Here is a 16,598-nt window from a genome sequence, read left to right on the forward strand (position 1 = left end):
AGATGTGTATAAGAGACAGGCCCTGGCCGACCTGGAGCAATGATGCAGAGCACCTATCTCACCCATGCCCGCGTGGTACTGCAGGACCGCATCCTGGAGGACAGCGCCGTGCTGATCGACGATGGCCGCATCGTCGCCATCGAACCTGCCGGCGCGCGCGCGGACCGCGAGATCGATCTCCGTGGCCAGACCTTGCTGCCTGGTTTGATCGACCTGCATTGCGATGCCATCGAAAAGGAAGCCGAGCCGCGTTCGCGCGTGTTGTTTCCGCTGGATTTTGCCGTGGCCCAGGTGGACCGCCGCAATGCCGCGGCCGGCATCACCACGCCGTATCACGCGCTGTCCTTCGCCAATAGCGAGTGGGGCGTGCGCAACAACCAGACGGCGGCGGAAGTGGTGCGCACGGTGCGCGCCTTCGGCCAGCACAGCCTGGTCGACAACCGCGTCCACTGCCGCTACGAAGTCACCGACGCGTCCTCGGTGGACGTGCTGCGCGCGCTGATGGACGAGGGCGCGGTGGACCTGCTGTCGGTGATGGACCATTCTCCGGGGCAGGGCCAGTTCAAGACGCTGGAGTCCTATCTGCAGTACATGATGGGCAACCATGCCATGAGCCGCGAGCAGGCCGAGGAGGCCGCGCAGGCCAAGACGCGCGCCAAGGATGGCGCGGTGGCGCGGGTGGAGGCGCTGCTGTCGCATGCGCAGGGACTGGGTATCCCCACCGCCAGCCACGACGACGATTCGATCCAGCGCATCGCCACCATGCGCAACCTGGGCGTGGCCATGAGCGAATTCCCGATCACCCTGGATACCGCGCGCGCCGCGGTGTCCTGCGGACTGCCCACCATCCTGGGCGCGCCCAACGTGCTGCGCGGCCAGAGCCAGAGCGGTTCCATGCGCGCCATCGATGCCATCCGCGCGGGCGTGGCGAGCTGCCTGTGTTCGGACTACCAGCCGTCGGCGTTGATCGCTGCCGCCTACACGGTGGCGGCTCAGACCGACCTGACGCTGCCACAGGCGGTCGCGCTGGTGACGCTGAATCCGGCGCAGGCTTGCGGCCTGTCCGACCGCGGGCGCATCGCGCCGGGGCTGCGCGCGGACCTGGTGGCGGTGGCGCAAGTGGGCACGCAGCCGCTGATCAGCCATACCTGGTCGGCGGGGCGGCTGGTATTCTCGGCGCACTATCCGCCCGTGCGCGCCAGCGAGCAGCGGGCGTCCGAAAAGCAGGCCGTGGCGGCCTGAACCGGTTCCTGGAGAGAGATGTGTTGCATCCCATCGTGACAGCCGTGGCCTGCAGCCCGACGCACGGGTTCAGCAAGCCGGTGGTGCCGGCCATCATGTTGCTGAAAGGGCTGGGCGTGGAAGGCGACGCCCACATGGGCGTTACGGTCAAGCACCGCTCCCGCGTCAAGGCGGATCCCGCCCAGCCCAATCTGCGGCAGGTCCACCTGATCCACGGCGAGCTGCACGACGAGCTGCAGCTTGCCGGTTTCAACGTGGCCGAAGGCACCATGGGCGAGAACATCACCACCCGCGGCATCGACCTGCTGGGCCTGCCGCGCGGGGCGCGCCTGCATATCGGCGCGGATGCGGTGGTCGAGATCACCGGTCTGCGCAATCCCTGCTCCCAGCTCGACAACTACCAGCAGGGCCTGACCGCCGCTGTGCTGGGCCGCCATCCGGACGGCAGCCTGATGCGCCGCGCCGGCATCATGGGCATCGTGATCGAAGGCGGCACGGTGAGCGCCGGCGATCCCATCCTCGTGGCGCTGCCCGACCTGCCGCACCTGCCGCTGGAGCGTGTCTGAACGCCGTCCGCGCAAGGCCGGCCTGTCGCAAAAACATCGCCGATATGCGCAGCCGGGAGGCCGTGCATCTGGTTAAATGACGGGAAAGGCGCGGCCGCGATTTCCGCGGCGCGCCGGCCCTTTTTCCGGAGTTTGCGATGGCACGATTCAATTTCACCCAGGATCCCGAGGAACCCGATCTGTGGGCCGCGGAGAACGTCGCCGCCGGCAAGGGCCGTCCGCCCATCCACGTGATGATCCAGACTGACGGCGAAGAACCCGACAGCAGCGCGTCCAAGGTGGTCAAGGCCATCATCGACGACCTCGATGACCAGATCCTGGCCGCGGCCGAATTCCTGCTGGAAAACTACTCCTACGAGCACTACAAGAAGCTCGGCCTGGACGACAACCAGCTGCTGCAGGAAGAAACCCCCGAAGCCATGGCCCAGCATGCCGTGCTGCGCGCGCTGTGGCTGTTCGACGAAGACGGCGACGGCTATGAACTGTGGTTCACGCTGCCCTGGGATCCGGTGCACACCTACGACGTGGAATTCGAGGACGGCGCGCCCGTCTCGTGCTCGGTCAACGACTAGGGCGTACAGCGCCTAGGGCCGGTCCAGCTCGAACTTCGTCGCCTGGCTCTGGCCCAGCGAATCGTCGTAGCGGTACAGCATCTTCAGGGTCTTGCCCTTGCGGACCGTGTTGGCGGCGGTGTTCTCCAGCACCACGTCGATCTCGCGGCCGACGAATTCGGTGCAGTCGGTATCGGCGCGGGCGCCATCGGGGATGTCCGCGTTCCTGACCTTCAAGCGAAATATCAGTTGCGTCAGTTCCGTACCGTCGGTGCGGTACTGGCGCATCACCACGGGCAGGTTGGCCACGGTGCCGCCCAGCTCGCAGGAAATGCGGGTCCAGGCGTGGGAGGCGGGCGCGGCGGACATCAGGGCCGCGGCTGCCAGGGCGCAGCGCAGGCTAAGGCGTTTCATGGCATGAGGACTGAGCGTGGCGCCCATGCGCGCCGCGCCGGGATGGGAAGCGAAGGGCTTATATGTTGCTCCCCGCCATGGCGCCGGTCAAGCTGGCGCTAGCCATGAAAAAAACGGGCCATGCGGCCCGTTTTTCATTGCCCGCTGCGTCAGGCGTTCTGGCGTGCGGCCTGGCCCGCGGGGGCTTCCTCGGCCGCGGCGGACTCGGTATCGGCCGTGTCTTCGCGATTGCCTTCCAGCTTGGAGATCACGGCGGTGGCCAGGCTGTTGCCGACCACGTTGGTGGCGGTGCGGCCCATGTCGAAGAACTGGTCGATGCCCATGATCAGCAGCAGGCCCGCTTCCGGCAGATGGAACATCGGCAGGGTCGCGGCCACCACCACGAGCGAGGCGCGCGCCACGCCGGCCATGCCTTTGCTGGTCACCATCAGCACCAGCAGCAGGGTCAGCTGCTGCGTAAAGCTCATCTGGATGTTGTAGGCCTGGGCGATGAACAGTACCGCGAAGGACTGGTACATCATCGAGCCGTCCAGGTTGAAGGAGTAGCCCAGCGGCAGCACGAAGCCCGAGATGCGCTTGGGCACGCCGAAACGCGTCAGCGCCTCGATGGTCTTGGGGTAGGCCGATTCGCTGCTGGCCGTGGAAAACGCCAGCAGCGTGGGCTCTTTGATCAAACCGCCCAGTCGGAAGGTCGACTTGCCCAGGAACAGATAGCCCACGGCGAACAGAATGGCCCACAGCAGCGCCAGGCCCAGGTAGAACTCGCCTATCAGCTTGCCGTAGCTCACCAGCACGCCCAGGCCCTCGGTGGTGATGGCGGCGGCCATGGCGGCGAACACGCCCAGGGGCGCAAAGCGCATCACGTAGTCCGTCACCCGGAACATGATCTTGGCCAGCTCGTCGATCAGGTTGTAGATGGTGTTGTGGCCCTTGCCGCGGATGAAGGACAGGGCGGCGCCGAAGAACAGCGAGAACACCAGGATCTGCAGGATCTCATTGTTGGCCATGGCCTCGGCGATGCTGCGCGGGAATACGTGCGTGATGAAGGCCTTGAGCGTGAAGTCGCCCGTCTTCAGGCCTGAGGTCAGGTTCGCGTCCGGCAGCGCCAGGTTCATGTGCGCGCCGGGCTGGAAGATGTTGACCAGCGCCAGGCCCAGCAGCAGCGACAGGGCCGAGGCGGCGATGAACCAGACCATGGCGCGCATGCCGATGCGGCCCACGGCGCTGGCGTCGCTCATGCTGGCCAGGCCGGTCACCAGGGTGGCGAAGACCAGCGGCGCGATGATCATCTTGATCATGCGCAGGAAGATGTCGGTGACGAGACTGAAGTACGAGGCGATCTGCAAGGCCTCTTTCTCGTTCTGCGCGTAGTTGTGGCAGAAATAGCCCACCACGATGCCCAGCACCATGGCGATGCCGATGTAACGCGTCAGCTTCTTAGTGTTCATGATCAAAACGGAAAACAGGGATCGTTTGCCTGGCCCGGCAGGGCGGGCGCGCCGGCAAGAGGCGGGCAGGAGGATCCGGAGAGGGAATGCCAGGGTAGGCCGAGAGGCCCGGGTTTACCCTTGGGGCGCGATCTTAACGCCGCGCACCTGACACGTAGTTGTCAGATCGGGGACGGATAAGGCGGCTTACCCGGGAGCGGCTTCGGGACCGGCGATGCCGAAGTTGTATCAATTTGGAACTGCTGCGCTATCGCTCGCGCTCATGCCAGAATGGGCCGATCCCGGCGTGCGCGGCAGCGGCGCAGGGCAACACGAACAACAGGCCCCTGCGCGGGGCCGCACAAGGAGACCAGGCAATGCCGAAACGCGAATTGTCCGTGCTGGCGTCCGGATACACCTATCTGGAGGGGCTGCGCTGGCACGAAAACCGCTTGTGGGCGTCGGACTTCTATACCGAGCAGGTCATCGCCGTGGACCTGGATGGCAAGGTCGAGCAGATCTGCAAGGTGCCGCAGCAGCCGTCCGGGCTGGGCTGGCTGCCGGACGGCTGCCTGCTGATCGCGTCCATGAAGGACCGCAAGCTCTTGCGGCGCGAGACGGACGGCACGCTGGCCGTGCACGCCGACCTGTCGGCGTACACCGGAGGCCCGGTCAACGACATGGTGGTGGATGCGCAGGGTCGGGCCTATGTGGGCAATTTCGGTTTCGACCTGATGGCGGGCGAGCCGGTCCGCAATACCGGCATCGTGCGCGTCGATCCCGACGGCTCGGCGCGCCAGGTGGCCGACGGACTGTGCTTTCCCAACGGTTCGTTCATCACGCCGGACGGCAAGACCATGATCGTCAACGAAACCTTCGGCAACCGCATTTCCGAGTTCGACATCCTGGCCGATGGCGGGCTGGGGCCGCGCCGCGACTGGGCCGATTTCGGCCCCTTGCCGGCCAGCGACGACCTGGGCGTGTTGATCGCCGCCTCCGCCATCGGACCGGACGGCGGCGCGCTGGACGCGGAAGGGGCCTTGTGGGTGGCTGACGCCATCGGCAAGCGCATCGTGCGCGTGGCGCGCGGCGGCCAGATCCTGGAGCAGATCGACACCGGCGAATTCGGCATCTTCGCCGCCGCCCTGGGCGGGCCGGACGGCCGGACCCTGTTCATGGCGGCCGCGCCCGACTTCATCGAGGCCAACCGCCGGGCCAGGCACGAAGGCTGCATCCTGATGACCCGGGTGGACGTGCCGCACGCCGGTCGGCCGTAGGCGCTGCGGTTTCTGACGCGGCGCAAGCCGCCGCGCCATCGGTCCTTCGGGGGAGCCGAAGGCTGGCCTGAGCCTTTCGTGCTCATCTGAATGGACCGGATACGGGCGGTTGCAAGACCTTTCGTCGAATCCCCCGTAAAATCACCCCATTCAGCAAGTCTTCAATCATCTTTCAATAGACAGTACCTAAGGAGGACCACTCATGGCCCTAGTCTCCATGCGCCAGTTGCTCGACCACGCCGCCGAGCACGGCTACGGCATTCCCGCTTTCAACGTCAACAACCTGGAGCAGGTCCAGGCCATCATGGAAGCCGCTGCGGAGACCGACAGCCCGGTGATCATGCAGGCCTCGGCCGGCGCGCGCAAGTACGCGGGCGAAGGCTTCCTGAAGTACCTGATCCAGGCCGCCGTGGAAACCTATCCCCACATCCCCGTGGTCATGCACCAGGATCACGGCCAGTCGCCCAAGATCTGCCAAGGCGCCATCGACCTGGGCTTCTCCAGCGTCATGATGGACGGCTCGCTCAAGGAAGACGGCAAGACCATCGCCGACTACGACTACAACGTCGAAGTGACCAAGAAGGTCGTGGACACCGCCCACAAGCTGGGCGTGACGGTCGAAGGCGAACTGGGCTGCCTGGGTTCCCTGGAAACCATGGAAGGCGACAAGGAAGACGGCCACGGCGCCGACGGCAAGCTGACCATGGATCAGCTGCTGACCGACCCGGAACAAGCCGCCGACTTCGTGCGCCGCACGCAGCTGGACGCCCTGGCCATCGCCATCGGCACCAGCCATGGCGCCTACAAGTTCACGCGCAAGCCCACCGGCGACATCCTGTCGATCTCCCGCATCAAGGAAATCCACGCGCGCCTGCCCAACACCCACCTGGTGATGCACGGCAGCTCCAGCGTGCCGCAGGAACTGCTGGCCGAGATCCGCGAATTCGGCGGCAACATGAAGGAAACCTACGGCGTGCCCGTCGAGGAAATCCAGGAAGCCATCAAGTACGGCGTGCGCAAGATCAATATCGACACCGATATCCGTCTGGCCATGACCGGCGCGATCCGCCGCTTCTTCGCTGAAAACCCGGAAAAGTTCGACCCGCGCGAATACCTGAAGCCGGCCCGCGCCGCCGCCAAGGCGATCTGTGTGGCTCGCTACACCGAATTCGGCACCGCCGGCAACGCCAGCAAGATCAAGGCCCTGCCGCTGACCGAAATCGCCGCGCAATACGCGTCGGGCAAGCTGGCTCAAGTGGTGCAGTAAGCATCTGCCGCAGGCGCATGACGCCAAAAGGCGTCTGGCGCCAAAGCGAAAAAAGGGCGGTCCACCCAGGTGGACCGCCCTTTTTTTGTCTGCGCCGCCGCTAGGGCGCCGGCGAGTTGCGGGGAAAGTGCGGCACGGTACGGTCCACGTGGTGCCAGGACGGGGCCGACTCGGTCCAGAGGGTGGCGCGGGCGCGGAAGGCTTCCGGATCGTCCAGCGAACCGGCCCGCACGATGTCATAGCCCATGCCCGCCGAATTGCCGAACAGCGGAGTGCCGCAGTCCGCACAGAAGCTGCGCATCACGGTATGGCCGGATTCGCCGCGGTAGCGGTGCTCCTTGGGGGTGCCGCGCAACAGCGTGATGGAGCCGGTGGGGAATATCAATGCATGGGCCGGGGCGCCGCCGCTGGAATACTGGCAGTCCCGGCAGTGACAGGTTGCCGCCATGATCGGTTCATCGGTGATGGCGTAGCGGACAGCGCCGCACTGGCAACCGCCGGTCAGGTGTACCTGCGCGTCGGCGTGGGCGCTGCGTTTTAGGGAAGCATCCTGCATACGGCTTTGTCTCCGGCTTGGGGTCAGCGCCGTGACGCGAGAGGCGGCCGGCGCGCATCATAGGGGAGGCAAGAGCCTAACCCGGCCGCCGGGCGGCGTCGAGGGGAGGGCCGGCAAAACCTGCCCATTTGCAGTAACCTATGCGCTTCGCAGGACCCGCGCGCGCCGCGCCGGCCTTGCCCGCAGTTCCCGGATTCCGTTCTACTTCCCGCCCTGGCGCTTGCCCGAGGCGGGAATCTTCATTATTGCCATAGGCCATTCCCGTGACTTCTGCTTTGCATCAATCCAGCATCAAGTCCTTGCCGCTGCTGGGCCGCGGTAAGGTGCGCGACATGTACGCGGTGGGCGACGACAAGTTGCTGATCGTCGCATCGGATCGCATCTCCGCGTTTGACGTGATTCTTGACGACCCCATCCCAGGCAAGGGACAGGTGCTGACCGAACTGACCGAGTTCTGGCTGCAGAAGCTGGCCCACATCCTGCCGAACCACTCCACCGGCATCAAGCCCGAAGACGTGGTCGCGCCGGACGAAGTCGACCAGGTGCGCGGCCGCGCCGTGGTGGTCAAGCGCTTGAAGCCCATCCTGGTGGAAGCGGTCGCCCGCGGCTACCTGATCGGCTCGGGCTGGAAGGACTACCAGGCCACCGGCGCCGTCTGCGGCATCAAGCTGCCCGCCGGCCTGCAACAGGCAAGCCAGCTGCCCGAACCGATCTTCACGCCCGCCGCCAAGGCCGAGTTCGGCATGCACGACGAGAACGTGGACTTTGCCCACGTGGTCAAGGAAGTCGGCCAGGAAATGGCCGAGCGCATCCGCGACGTGACCCTCAAACTGTATGCCGAAGCCGCCAAGTTCGCGGCCACCAAGGGCATCATCATCGCCGACACCAAGTTCGAATTCGGGCTGGACGACGACGGCACGCTGTATCTGATGGACGAAGTGTTGACGCCGGATTCCTCGCGCTTCTGGCCTGCCGACGGCTACCGCGTGGGCATCAGCCCCCCGTCGTTCGACAAGCAATTCGTGCGTGACTGGCTGGAAACCCAGACCTGGGACAAGACCCCGCCCGCGCCGCGCCTGCCGCAGGACGTGCTGGAAAAGACCGCCGCCAAGTACCGCGAAGCCTTGGACCGCCTGGTCGCCTGAACGCTGTCGGGTAAGGAAAGCCCGCTCCCAAGGCGTCTGGATGAAGAAAATCCGGATCGCATTTCGGTTTTGTGGGGCGGGGTTCTTGAGTCGCCAGCGTCCGGGCTGCGGGATTCCGATGCTCGCCCCGGTGGGGCTGCGCTTCGGATCCCTCCGCCCGGCCGCCGGCTCACGGCATCTGCCCCTGAACGGGGTCCAAAACCAACGCATTAGGCGACTGTAGCCGAGGCGGCCCGGAGCCATCCGAAGCGCAGCCCCATTGGGGCGAGCATCGGAATGGCGCAGGGCAGCCTCGGCGGCTAAAGAACTCCGACATCCGCAAGCTCGAGGCCCTGCCGCTTCGGTGTTGTGAGGCGGGGTTCTTGAGTCGCCGGCGTCCGGGCTGCGGGATTCCGATGCTCGCCCCAGTGGGGCTGCGCTTCGGATCCCTCCGCCCGGCCGCCGGCTCACGGCATCTGCCCCTGAACGGGGTCCAAAACCAACGCATTAGGCGACTGTAGCCGAGGCGGCCCGGAGCCATCCGAAGCGCAGCCCCATTGGGGCGAGCATCGGAATGGCGCAGGGCAGCCTCGGCGGCTAAAGAACTCCGACATCCGCAAGCTCGAGGCCCTGCCGCTTCGGTGTTGTGAGGCGGGGTTCTTGAGTCGCCGGCGTCCGGGCTGCGGGATTCCGATGCTCGCCCCAGTGGGGCTGCGCTTCGGATCCCTCCACCCGGACACCGGCTTACAGCATCTACCTATGAACGGGGTCTGAGGCCAACGCATTAGGCGATTGCCAGCCGAGGACCCCGAAGCCATCCGAAGCGCAGCCCCACCGGGGCGAGCATCGGAATGGCGCAGGGCAGCCTCGGCGGCTAAAGAACCCTGACGCCCGCAAGCTCGAAGCCCTACCGCTTCGCCCCCAGCAAGTTGGATTTACGTCCAACTTACCGCGGCCGGTCCAGATGGAGCGGTTTTTTCGACCCGAAAAGCGCTTGCCCTGCAAGTGTTATCAGGGCTTTCGATAGGATTTATTGCGAATTGTGACGTTATAATTCCCGGCTGCTTGCATGGGGACGTTCCCCAGAAAGGAGCTCCCAGCATGGTAATGATGTTGCCTTTCCTGACTGGCCTGATCGCGGTGTGGTTCGGCATGCTAGGCAGGCGCCGCCCCTGCGTGACCTTCTGGCTGCTGACGCTGGCGCTGTTCGCCGGCTGGTGCCAGTACCACATGACCAGCCCTCTGGCCTTGTCGTTCTGAGGGCGGGGCAATGATCTTCTCCCGCAATCCCGCGCGCGGCTCGCGCGTCCTCAATGGCCTGGCGCTGCTGGGCGTCACCAGCGCCCTGGGCATGGCCTTCTTCTGGCAGATCGCCTACGACGAGCTGCCTTGTCCGCTGTGCCTGTTGCAGCGCGTGGCGCTGCTGCTTGCGGGCGTGGGCTTCTTGCTGAACATGCGGTTGGGGCCTTCGCCCATGCACTATGCGATGAGCATCGCGGCCGCATTGGGCGGCATGCTGGCCGCCGGCCGGCAAGTGCTGCTGCACATCGCGCCGGGCGATCCGGGCTACGGCTCGCCCTTCCTGGGCCTGCACTTCTACACCTGGGCGTTCATCGCCTTTGCCGCCATCATCGTGTTCTGCGCCGTGATGCTGGCTGTCGACCGCAAATGGGGCGACAACATGCTGCGCAAGCCGGTGTCGGTGCTGGGCGTGCTGGTCATGGCCCTGTTTTTCCTGGTGGCGCTGGCCAATGTGGGCAGCACCACGCTGGAGTGCGGTTTCGGGCCTTGTCCGGACAACCCCGCCAGCTACCAATGGCTGGATTCCGCCTCCGCGACATAGCCCTTGCCGGCGCCGGGTAAAATACCGGGTTTCGCGGCATCCGTCCGCGGTCCTTTGACTTTCCGCGGCCCTGCGCCGCGGTCTCAACTCTACGACACCGGTTATGACAGCCAAGACTTCCGCAGCGGCAGAGGCCACCCCCGTGGTGGGCGTGATTATGGGTTCTTCCAGCGATTGGGAGGTCATGAAGCACGCGGTCACGATGCTGGAGGATTTTGGCGTTCCCCATGAGGCGCGCGTGATCTCCGCGCACCGCATGCCGCAGGACATGGCCGAGTACGGCGCGGCGGCGCATGCCCGCGGCCTGCGCGGCATCATCGCCGGCGCCGGCGGCGCGGCGCACCTGCCGGGCATGATGGCCGCCCTGACCGAAGTGCCGGTGTTCGGCGTGCCGGTGCCGTCCAAGTACCTGCGCGGCGAGGATTCGCTGCTGTCCATCGTGCAAATGCCCAAGGGCGTGCCGGTGGCCACTTTCGCGATCGGCGAAGCCGGCGCGGCCAATGCCGCGCTGCACCTGATCGCTACCCTGGCCGGCACGGACGCGGGCTTGCACAAGAAGCTGGTGGCGTTCCGCGCCCGCCAGACGCAAGCCGCGCGCGACATGAAGGTTCCGCCCGAGGCCTGATCAGAATGACTCAATCGACTGCTTTCATGATTGCTCCCGGCGGCTGGCTGGGATTGCTGGGCGGCGGCCAACTGGGCCGCATGTTCTGCCACGCGGCCCAGAGCCTGGGCTACAAGGTCGCGGTGCTGGATCCGGCCGCCGAATGCCCGGCGGGCATGGTGGCCGACCTGCACATCCAGGCCGCCTATGACGACGAGGCCGGCCTCGAGCGCCTGGCCCAGACCTGTCAGGCCGTCACCACCGAGTTCGAGAACGTGCCCGCGGACAGCCTGCGCACGCTGGCCACGCGCTGCCGCGTCAGCCCGGCCGGAGACGCCGTGGCCATCGTGCAGGACCGCATCGCCGAAAAGACGTTCATTGCCTCGCAAGGCATTGCTGTCGCGCCGCACGCCGCGATCCGCAGCGAAGCCGACCTGCGCGCAGCGCCCCAAGGGCTGTTTCCGGGCATCCTGAAAGTCGCGCGCCTGGGTTACGACGGCAAGGGCCAGGCCCGCATCAACACGCGCGAGGAAGCGCTGGCGGCCTTCGCCGAATTCGGCGGCGTGGCCTGCGTGCTGGAAGCGCTGATGCCGCTGGACTACGAAATTTCCGTGGTGCTGGCGCGCGGCTTCGATGGCGCGAGCGTGGTGTTCCCGGTGGCGCGCAACGTGCACCGCGACGGCATCCTGGCGGTGTCGACCGCGGCGCCGGTGCAGCAGGACGCAGCCCATGCCGAAAGGCAGGCCCGCGCCACGCAGGCCGCGCAAGCCATCGCGCAGGGGTTGGGCTACCACGGCGTGCTGTGCGTGGAATTCTTCGTGCTCAAGGACGGCAGCCTGATCGTCAACGAGATCGCGCCGCGCCCGCACAACAGCGGCCACTACACCATGGATGCCTGCCTCAGCAGCCAGTTCGAGCAGCAGGCGCGCGCCATGGCCGGCCTGCCGCTGGGCGGCTCCGACCTGCTGGCGCCCGCCGTCATGCTGAACATCCTGGGCGACATCTGGTATCCGTCGGCCACCGCCACGGCGCAGCGCGAACCCGATTGGGCCGCCGCGCTGGCCGTGCCAACCGCCAAGCTGCACCTGTACGGCAAGCGCGAAGCGCGCCGTGGCCGCAAGATGGGCCACATCACGATCGTGGCGCCCACCCTGCAGCAGGCTCGCGACGACGCCGCCCGCGTGGCGGCGGCGCTGGGCATGCAGGCTCCCGAGTAAAGCGCGGATTCCATGACTTCCTTGTCCCCGTCAGCGTCCGCCACCGCCGCGGAGATCGCCCACGCCGCCCAGCGCATGCTGGACGGCGAGCTGGCCGCATTTCCCACCGAGACCGTCTACGGCCTGGGCGCGGACGCGGAAAACCCGCAAGCGGTCGCCAAGATCTACGCCGCCAAGGGCCGGCCTTCCAACCATCCCGTCATTGTGCACATCGCGCCGCAAGGCGATCTGTCGTACTGGGCGGCGGAAGTGCCGCAAGAGGCGCGCCTGCTGATCGACGCTTTCTGGCCCGGTCCGCTCACGTTGATTCTCAAGCGCGCGCCGCACATCGTCGACACGGTCAGCGGCGGCCAGGACAGCATCGGCATCCGCTGCCCCTCGCATCCGGTGGCGCAGGCGCTGCTGGAGGCTTTTGCCGCGGGCAAGCCCAACGGGCAGGGCGGCGTCGCGGCGCCATCTGCCAACAAGTTCGGCCAGGTGTCGCCGACGCGCGCCGAGCACGTGCGCAGCGAGTTCCCCGAGGAAGTCGCGGCCGGCATGCCGGTGCTGGAAGGGGGCGCCTCGGAAGTGGGCATCGAGTCCACCATCCTTGACCTGTCGCGCCTGGACCGCGGCGCCGGCCCCGTGCTGCTGCGTCCCGGCCACATCAGCGCCGCGCAGATCGAGGCCGTGCTGGGCGTGCAGGTCTTCGCGCCCGACGCCGCCGCGCCCAGGGCATCGGGCACGCTGAAGGCGCACTACGCGCCGCGCACGGCGCTGGAGCTGGCTTCCGACGCACGCCTGCGGGACGTGGTGCAGGGGCAGGGCCTGCCCGAAGGCAAGGTCGTGGTGGTCGCCTACGGCGATCGCCCCGATGCGCTTGACGGGCGGGTGCAGTGGCAGGGCGTGCCAGCCGATCCGGCGCGCTATGCGCAGGCGCTTTATGGCCTGCTGCGCGACCTGGACAAGCAGGGCTACGCCCGCATCATCGTGCAGGCGCCGCCTGCCACCGATGACTGGCACGCGGTCAACGACCGCATCGGCCGCGCCGCCGCTGCCTTCACGCTGGATACGACGGACCTGTAGGCCTTGCGCTTCAGGCCGCCAGGAACTCCCCGATCCGCTCCACCGCCTGCCGCAACGGCGGCAGGAACTCCTCCGTCAGCCGGTTCAGCGGCACCCGCGCCGCCTTGACACTGACGTTGACCGCGCCGCAGGCCTTGCCGCTGGCCGAGCGCACCGCCACGGAGATGGCGCGCACGTTCAGTTCCAGTTCCTGGTCGACGACGGCGTAGTCCTGCTCGCGGATGCGCGCGAGTTCGGCGCGCAGCTTGTCCTCGGTGACCAGCGTGAATTCCGTGTACGGCTGAAGCTCGGTCGCGGCGAAGTAGCGGGCCAGCGCGGGTTCAGGCAATTGCGCCAGCAGCACCCGGCCGATCGAGGTGCAGTACGCCGGCAGCCTGCTGCCCAGCCCCATCGAGGTCGCCAGCAGGCGGGTCACCTCGGAACGCGCCAGGTACAGCATCTCGTGGCCTTCCATGATGGCCAGCGCGCAGGTCTCGTTGATCGTGGCGCTGAGTTCTTCCAGCACCGGCTGCGCCAGCGACACAAAGGGCGTGGACGAGAAATAGGCGTAGCCCAGGCCCAGGATGCGCGGGGTCAGTACATAGAGCCTGCCGTGCTGTTCGGCGATGCCCAACAGGATCAGCGTGTGCAGGCAGCGCTGTACCACGGCGCGCGGCAAGCCGGCGCGGCGGCTCAGTTCGGCCGCGGTCTGCGGATGGCGGCGGGTGCCGAAGGCGCGGATCACATGCAGCCCGCGCGCCAGCGTCAGCATGTAATCCGGATCGCCGCGCAGCTGGTCGGGATGGTCTTCCGCTGCGAGCGGCGCGGCGTAGCCGGGCGGCGGAAGATTGGGCCGCATCAGGCTGCGCGCAATGGCGCGCCGGTGCGCGCCTGGAGGGCTGAGAGGGTCATGCCGTCGATCATATCCCGAACCAGCAGCCCGTCCGGCGTGACCTCGATGACGGCCAGGTCGGTATAGATGCGGTCCACTACGCCGGCGCCCGTCAGCGGATATGTGCAGCGTTCGACGATCTTGGGCTCGCCGCTTTTGCTGTTGTGTTCCATCATGATGTAGACGCTGCGCGCGCCCACCGCCAGGTCCATCGCGCCGCCCACGGCCGGCGCTTCCCCCGGCTTGGCCAGCGACCAGTTGGCCAGGTCGCCGTTGGCGGCGACCTGCATGCCGCCCATGACGCAGATGTCCAGGTGGCCGCCGCGCATCATCGCGAACGAATCGGCGTGATGGAAATACGCGCCGCCTTCCAGCAGGGTCACGGGCTGCTTGCCGGCGTTGATCAGGTCCAGGTTGATGTCGGCTTCGGCGGGCGGCGGACCCATGCCCAGGATGCCGTTTTCGCTGTGCAGCACGATCTCGCGGCCGGCCGGCAGATGCGCGGCCACCAGCACAGGCATGCCGATGCCCAGATTGACATAGCTGCCGTCGGGTATGTCCTGGGCCAGGCGGCGCGCCATGGCCTCTCGGGTCAAGGGTTGGAACATGCGGACTCCTTGGGATTCGGCCAGCCCTAGCTGGAAAAGGCGGCGTTGGCCACCTGGGTGACGCGCGTGACGAAGATGCCCGGCGTCACCACGGCTTCGGGCGAGAGTTCGCCCAAGGCGACCTTGGCGCGCACCTGCACGATGGCGGTCCTGGCCGCCATGCACATGACGGGACCGAAGTTGCGCGCGCTTTTGTTGTAGGTGAGGTTGCCCCAGCGATCAGCCAGGTCGGCCTTCACCAGCGCGAAGTCGCCATGCAAGGGATGTTCGAAGACGTGGCCGCGGCCGTTGATCATGCGGGTTTCCTTCCCGCGCGCCAGTTCGGTGCCATAGGCCGTGGGCGTGTAGAACCCGCCGAGGCCCGCGCCGGCCGCCCGCAGGCGTTCGGCGATGGTGCCTTGCGGCACGCATTCCAGTTCGATGCGGCCCTGGCGGTAGAACTCGTCGAAGACCCAGGAGTGCGACGCCTTGGGAAACGAGCAGATCACCTTGCGCACGCGCCCGGCCTTGATCAACGCCGCCAGGCCGGTTTCGTGGTTGCCGGCGTTGTTGCTGACCACGGTGAGCTCGCGCGCGCCCTGCGCGATCAGCGCGTGGATCAGCTCGGTGGGCATGCCGGCGCCGCCGAAACCGCTGATCAGCACGGTGGCGCCGTCGTGCACGTCCGCAACGGCGGTCTCGGGAGTGTCGTAGAACTTGTCGATCATGCGGGGCTCCTGCGCTTTCAGTCCACGGTGATACGCGCCTGCTTGATGATCCCGGCGTAGCGCGTCGAGTCCGTCTTCATCAGGTCGGCGAATTGCGCGGTGGTGCCGCTGACCGGCAGGAAGCCCGCGTCCAGGAATTTCTGCCTGACGTCGGGCTCCTTGACGATCTCGCTGATCTCGCGCGCCATGCGGTCGATGACCGGCGTGGGCGTGCCGGCCGGCGCCATCAGGCCCGCCCACGAACCGGTGACGAAGCCGGGCAGGCCGGCTTCTTCCATGGTCGGGATCGAGGGCTCGGTCGGCCAGCGCTGCTTGCCGGTGAACGCCAGCGCCTTCAGCCGGTTCTGCTTGACGTACTGCATGGGCACGAGGATCGGATCGAAGACCATGGACACGCGGCCGCCCAGCAGGTCCGCCAGGATGGGGGCGCTGCCTTTGTAGGCCACGTGCGTCATGGTGATCTTGCTTTGCAGCGCGAAGTCCGCGCCGGTCAGGTGCGCGCTGGAACCGTTGCCGCTGGAGGCATAGGTGAGCTTGTCCGGATTCTTGCGGGCATAGTCGACCAGTTCGGCCACCGTCTTCACGGGAATGTCTTCGGCCACGAACAGGAACAGGGGCAGGTCCGCCATCTGCACCACGGGCGTCAGGTCGGCGGGCTTGTAGCCCAGTTTGTATAGATGGAAATTGATGATGTAGGCGGGCAGGATGGAAAGAAAGGTGTAGCCGTCCGGCTCCGCCTTCGCGGCGATGGCGGCCCCCACGCTGCTGTTGGCGCCGGGGCGGTTCTCGATGATGATGGTCTGCTTCAGGCGCGGGCCGAGCTTGTCCATCACGATGCGCGTGACGATATCGGTCGAGCCACCCGGCGTGTACGGCACGATGACTTTGATCGGCTTGCTGGGCCAGTCGTCTGCGGCGTGAACGCCAGCGCCGGCGGCCAGGCCGGCGGCCGCCAGGGCCGTGCCCAGCAGGGATTTGAGGGTGCTGCGGCGGGACTGCAAGTGGCTTGCATGGGTCATGGGTTGGGTCTCCTCCATGAATCGGCCGCTCGCGTAGTCGCGGCCGTTATTTTTTGAGAGATCGCGGCGCCGGCAGCGGCGGGCCCGGGACGCGAAAAAAGTATGGCACCAAGGCAAGCGGCCATCGCGGTCTGGCGGGCGGATAAAGTTCGTTCACCGGACAGGTCTGCAACCTTCAGGAATCGCGCCCCGTCCTCCGGGTTTCCACTAGGCGCCTTCGCGTTGTTCACGCCGTGGACA

18 protein-coding genes are annotated in these 16,598 nt (G+C 66.8%); 11 read left to right on the plus strand and 7 right to left on the minus strand.

Features of this window, described 5'->3' with window-relative positions; translation table 11 throughout:
* The first annotated feature begins 42 nt into the window (after positions 1-42).
* From DXK93_RS16070 to DXK93_RS16080, 3 genes are all read left to right on the plus strand, one after another.
* Positions 43-1,242 (plus strand): alpha-D-ribose 1-methylphosphonate 5-triphosphate diphosphatase, encoded by a 1,200-nt coding sequence (locus tag DXK93_RS16070; RefSeq protein ID WP_054451477.1) that lies wholly within the window; start codon positions 43-45, stop codon positions 1,240-1,242.
* A gap of 23 nt (positions 1,243-1,265) precedes the next feature.
* A complete protein-coding gene (locus DXK93_RS16075) occupies positions 1,266-1,808 on the plus strand; it encodes an MOSC domain-containing protein (RefSeq protein ID WP_119450665.1) in 543 nt (180 codons plus the stop codon).
* Positions 1,809-1,945: 137 nt separating this feature from the next.
* Complete coding sequence (locus DXK93_RS16080; RefSeq protein ID WP_054451475.1) at positions 1,946-2,380, plus strand: hypothetical protein; 435 nt, start codon at positions 1,946-1,948, stop codon at positions 2,378-2,380.
* A gap of 12 nt (positions 2,381-2,392) precedes the next feature.
* Here DXK93_RS16080 and DXK93_RS16085 read toward each other — a convergent pair whose 3' ends face one another.
* On the minus strand, positions 2,393-2,773 hold the full coding sequence (locus DXK93_RS16085) for a hypothetical protein (RefSeq protein ID WP_225596846.1): 381 nt from the start codon (positions 2,771-2,773) through the stop codon (positions 2,393-2,395).
* Positions 2,774-2,922: 149 nt separating this feature from the next.
* Positions 2,923-4,221, minus strand: coding sequence for a dicarboxylate/amino acid:cation symporter (locus DXK93_RS16090; protein ID WP_119450666.1), 1,299 nt, complete (start codon positions 4,219-4,221; stop codon positions 2,923-2,925).
* A 356-nt stretch (positions 4,222-4,577) separates the two neighbouring features.
* Here DXK93_RS16090 and DXK93_RS16095 point away from each other — a divergent pair, with 356 nt between their 5' ends.
* Together DXK93_RS16095 and fba are read left to right on the plus strand one after the other, a co-directional pair.
* Positions 4,578-5,477 carry an SMP-30/gluconolactonase/LRE family protein gene (locus DXK93_RS16095; RefSeq protein WP_119450580.1) on the plus strand — a complete coding sequence of 300 codons (900 nt, stop codon included), beginning with the start codon at positions 4,578-4,580 and terminating at the stop codon, positions 5,475-5,477.
* A 202-nt stretch (positions 5,478-5,679) separates the two neighbouring features.
* Complete coding sequence (gene fba / locus DXK93_RS16100; protein ID WP_013395676.1) at positions 5,680-6,744, plus strand: class II fructose-bisphosphate aldolase; 1,065 nt, start codon at positions 5,680-5,682, stop codon at positions 6,742-6,744.
* A 100-nt stretch (positions 6,745-6,844) separates the two neighbouring features.
* Here fba and DXK93_RS16105 read toward each other — a convergent pair whose 3' ends face one another.
* Complete coding sequence (locus DXK93_RS16105; protein ID WP_119450581.1) at positions 6,845-7,300, minus strand: GFA family protein; 456 nt, start codon at positions 7,298-7,300, stop codon at positions 6,845-6,847.
* 263 nt (positions 7,301-7,563) lie between these two features.
* On the opposite strand from DXK93_RS16105, the gene DXK93_RS16110 reads away from it, so the two are divergent.
* The 6 genes from DXK93_RS16110 (at position 7,564) to DXK93_RS16130 (ending at position 13,153) form a co-directional block, all read left to right on the plus strand.
* Positions 7,564-8,445, plus strand: coding sequence for a phosphoribosylaminoimidazolesuccinocarboxamide synthase (locus DXK93_RS16110; protein ID WP_049075485.1), 882 nt, complete (start codon positions 7,564-7,566; stop codon positions 8,443-8,445).
* Between the two features lie 1,080 nt (positions 8,446-9,525).
* Positions 9,526-9,684 carry a DUF5993 family protein gene (locus DXK93_RS32140; RefSeq protein ID WP_367648236.1) on the plus strand — a complete coding sequence of 53 codons (159 nt, stop codon included), beginning with the start codon at positions 9,526-9,528 and terminating at the stop codon, positions 9,682-9,684.
* 10 nt (positions 9,685-9,694) lie between these two features.
* Entirely contained in the window at positions 9,695-10,267 is a 573-nt protein-coding gene (locus tag DXK93_RS16115; RefSeq protein ID WP_119450582.1) for a disulfide bond formation protein B, read from the plus strand.
* A 103-nt stretch (positions 10,268-10,370) separates the two neighbouring features.
* Positions 10,371-10,892, plus strand: coding sequence for a 5-(carboxyamino)imidazole ribonucleotide mutase (gene purE, locus DXK93_RS16120; RefSeq protein ID WP_054451468.1), 522 nt, complete (start codon positions 10,371-10,373; stop codon positions 10,890-10,892).
* A gap of 5 nt (positions 10,893-10,897) precedes the next feature.
* On the plus strand, positions 10,898-12,088 hold the full coding sequence (locus DXK93_RS16125) for a 5-(carboxyamino)imidazole ribonucleotide synthase (RefSeq protein WP_054451466.1): 1,191 nt from the start codon (positions 10,898-10,900) through the stop codon (positions 12,086-12,088).
* 12 nt (positions 12,089-12,100) lie between these two features.
* Positions 12,101-13,153, plus strand: a complete 1,053-nt coding sequence (locus DXK93_RS16130; protein ID WP_119450583.1) for an L-threonylcarbamoyladenylate synthase — start codon at positions 12,101-12,103, stop codon at positions 13,151-13,153.
* 10 nt (positions 13,154-13,163) lie between these two features.
* Here DXK93_RS16130 and DXK93_RS16135 read toward each other — a convergent pair whose 3' ends face one another.
* From DXK93_RS16135 to DXK93_RS16150, 4 genes are read right to left on the minus strand one after another with little or no spacing between them, the layout of a single operon-like run.
* Positions 13,164-13,991: an IclR family transcriptional regulator C-terminal domain-containing protein gene (locus tag DXK93_RS16135; RefSeq protein ID WP_054451462.1), complete on the minus strand. Its 828-nt coding sequence runs from the start codon at positions 13,989-13,991 to the stop codon at positions 13,164-13,166.
* A complete protein-coding gene (locus tag DXK93_RS16140) occupies positions 13,991-14,632 on the minus strand; it encodes a 3-oxoacid CoA-transferase subunit B (protein WP_119450584.1) in 642 nt (213 codons plus the stop codon). The genes DXK93_RS16135 and DXK93_RS16140 overlap by 1 nt, the downstream gene beginning before the upstream one ends.
* A 26-nt stretch (positions 14,633-14,658) precedes the next feature.
* The gene (locus tag DXK93_RS16145; protein ID WP_054451457.1) at positions 14,659-15,339 is read right to left on the minus strand and encodes a 3-oxoacid CoA-transferase subunit A; all 681 of its coding nucleotides are present in this window, start codon (positions 15,337-15,339) and stop codon (positions 14,659-14,661) included.
* Positions 15,340-15,356: 17 nt separating this feature from the next.
* The gene (locus DXK93_RS16150; protein ID WP_054451456.1) at positions 15,357-16,358 is read right to left on the minus strand and encodes a tripartite tricarboxylate transporter substrate binding protein; all 1,002 of its coding nucleotides are present in this window, start codon (positions 16,356-16,358) and stop codon (positions 15,357-15,359) included.
* Positions 16,359-16,598: the final 240 nt, after the last annotated feature.

The sequence above is a fragment of the Achromobacter sp. K91 genome (genome assembly GCF_003576205.1).
In the GTDB taxonomy this organism is placed as follows: domain Bacteria; phylum Pseudomonadota; class Gammaproteobacteria; order Burkholderiales; family Burkholderiaceae_B; genus Achromobacter; species Achromobacter aegrifaciens.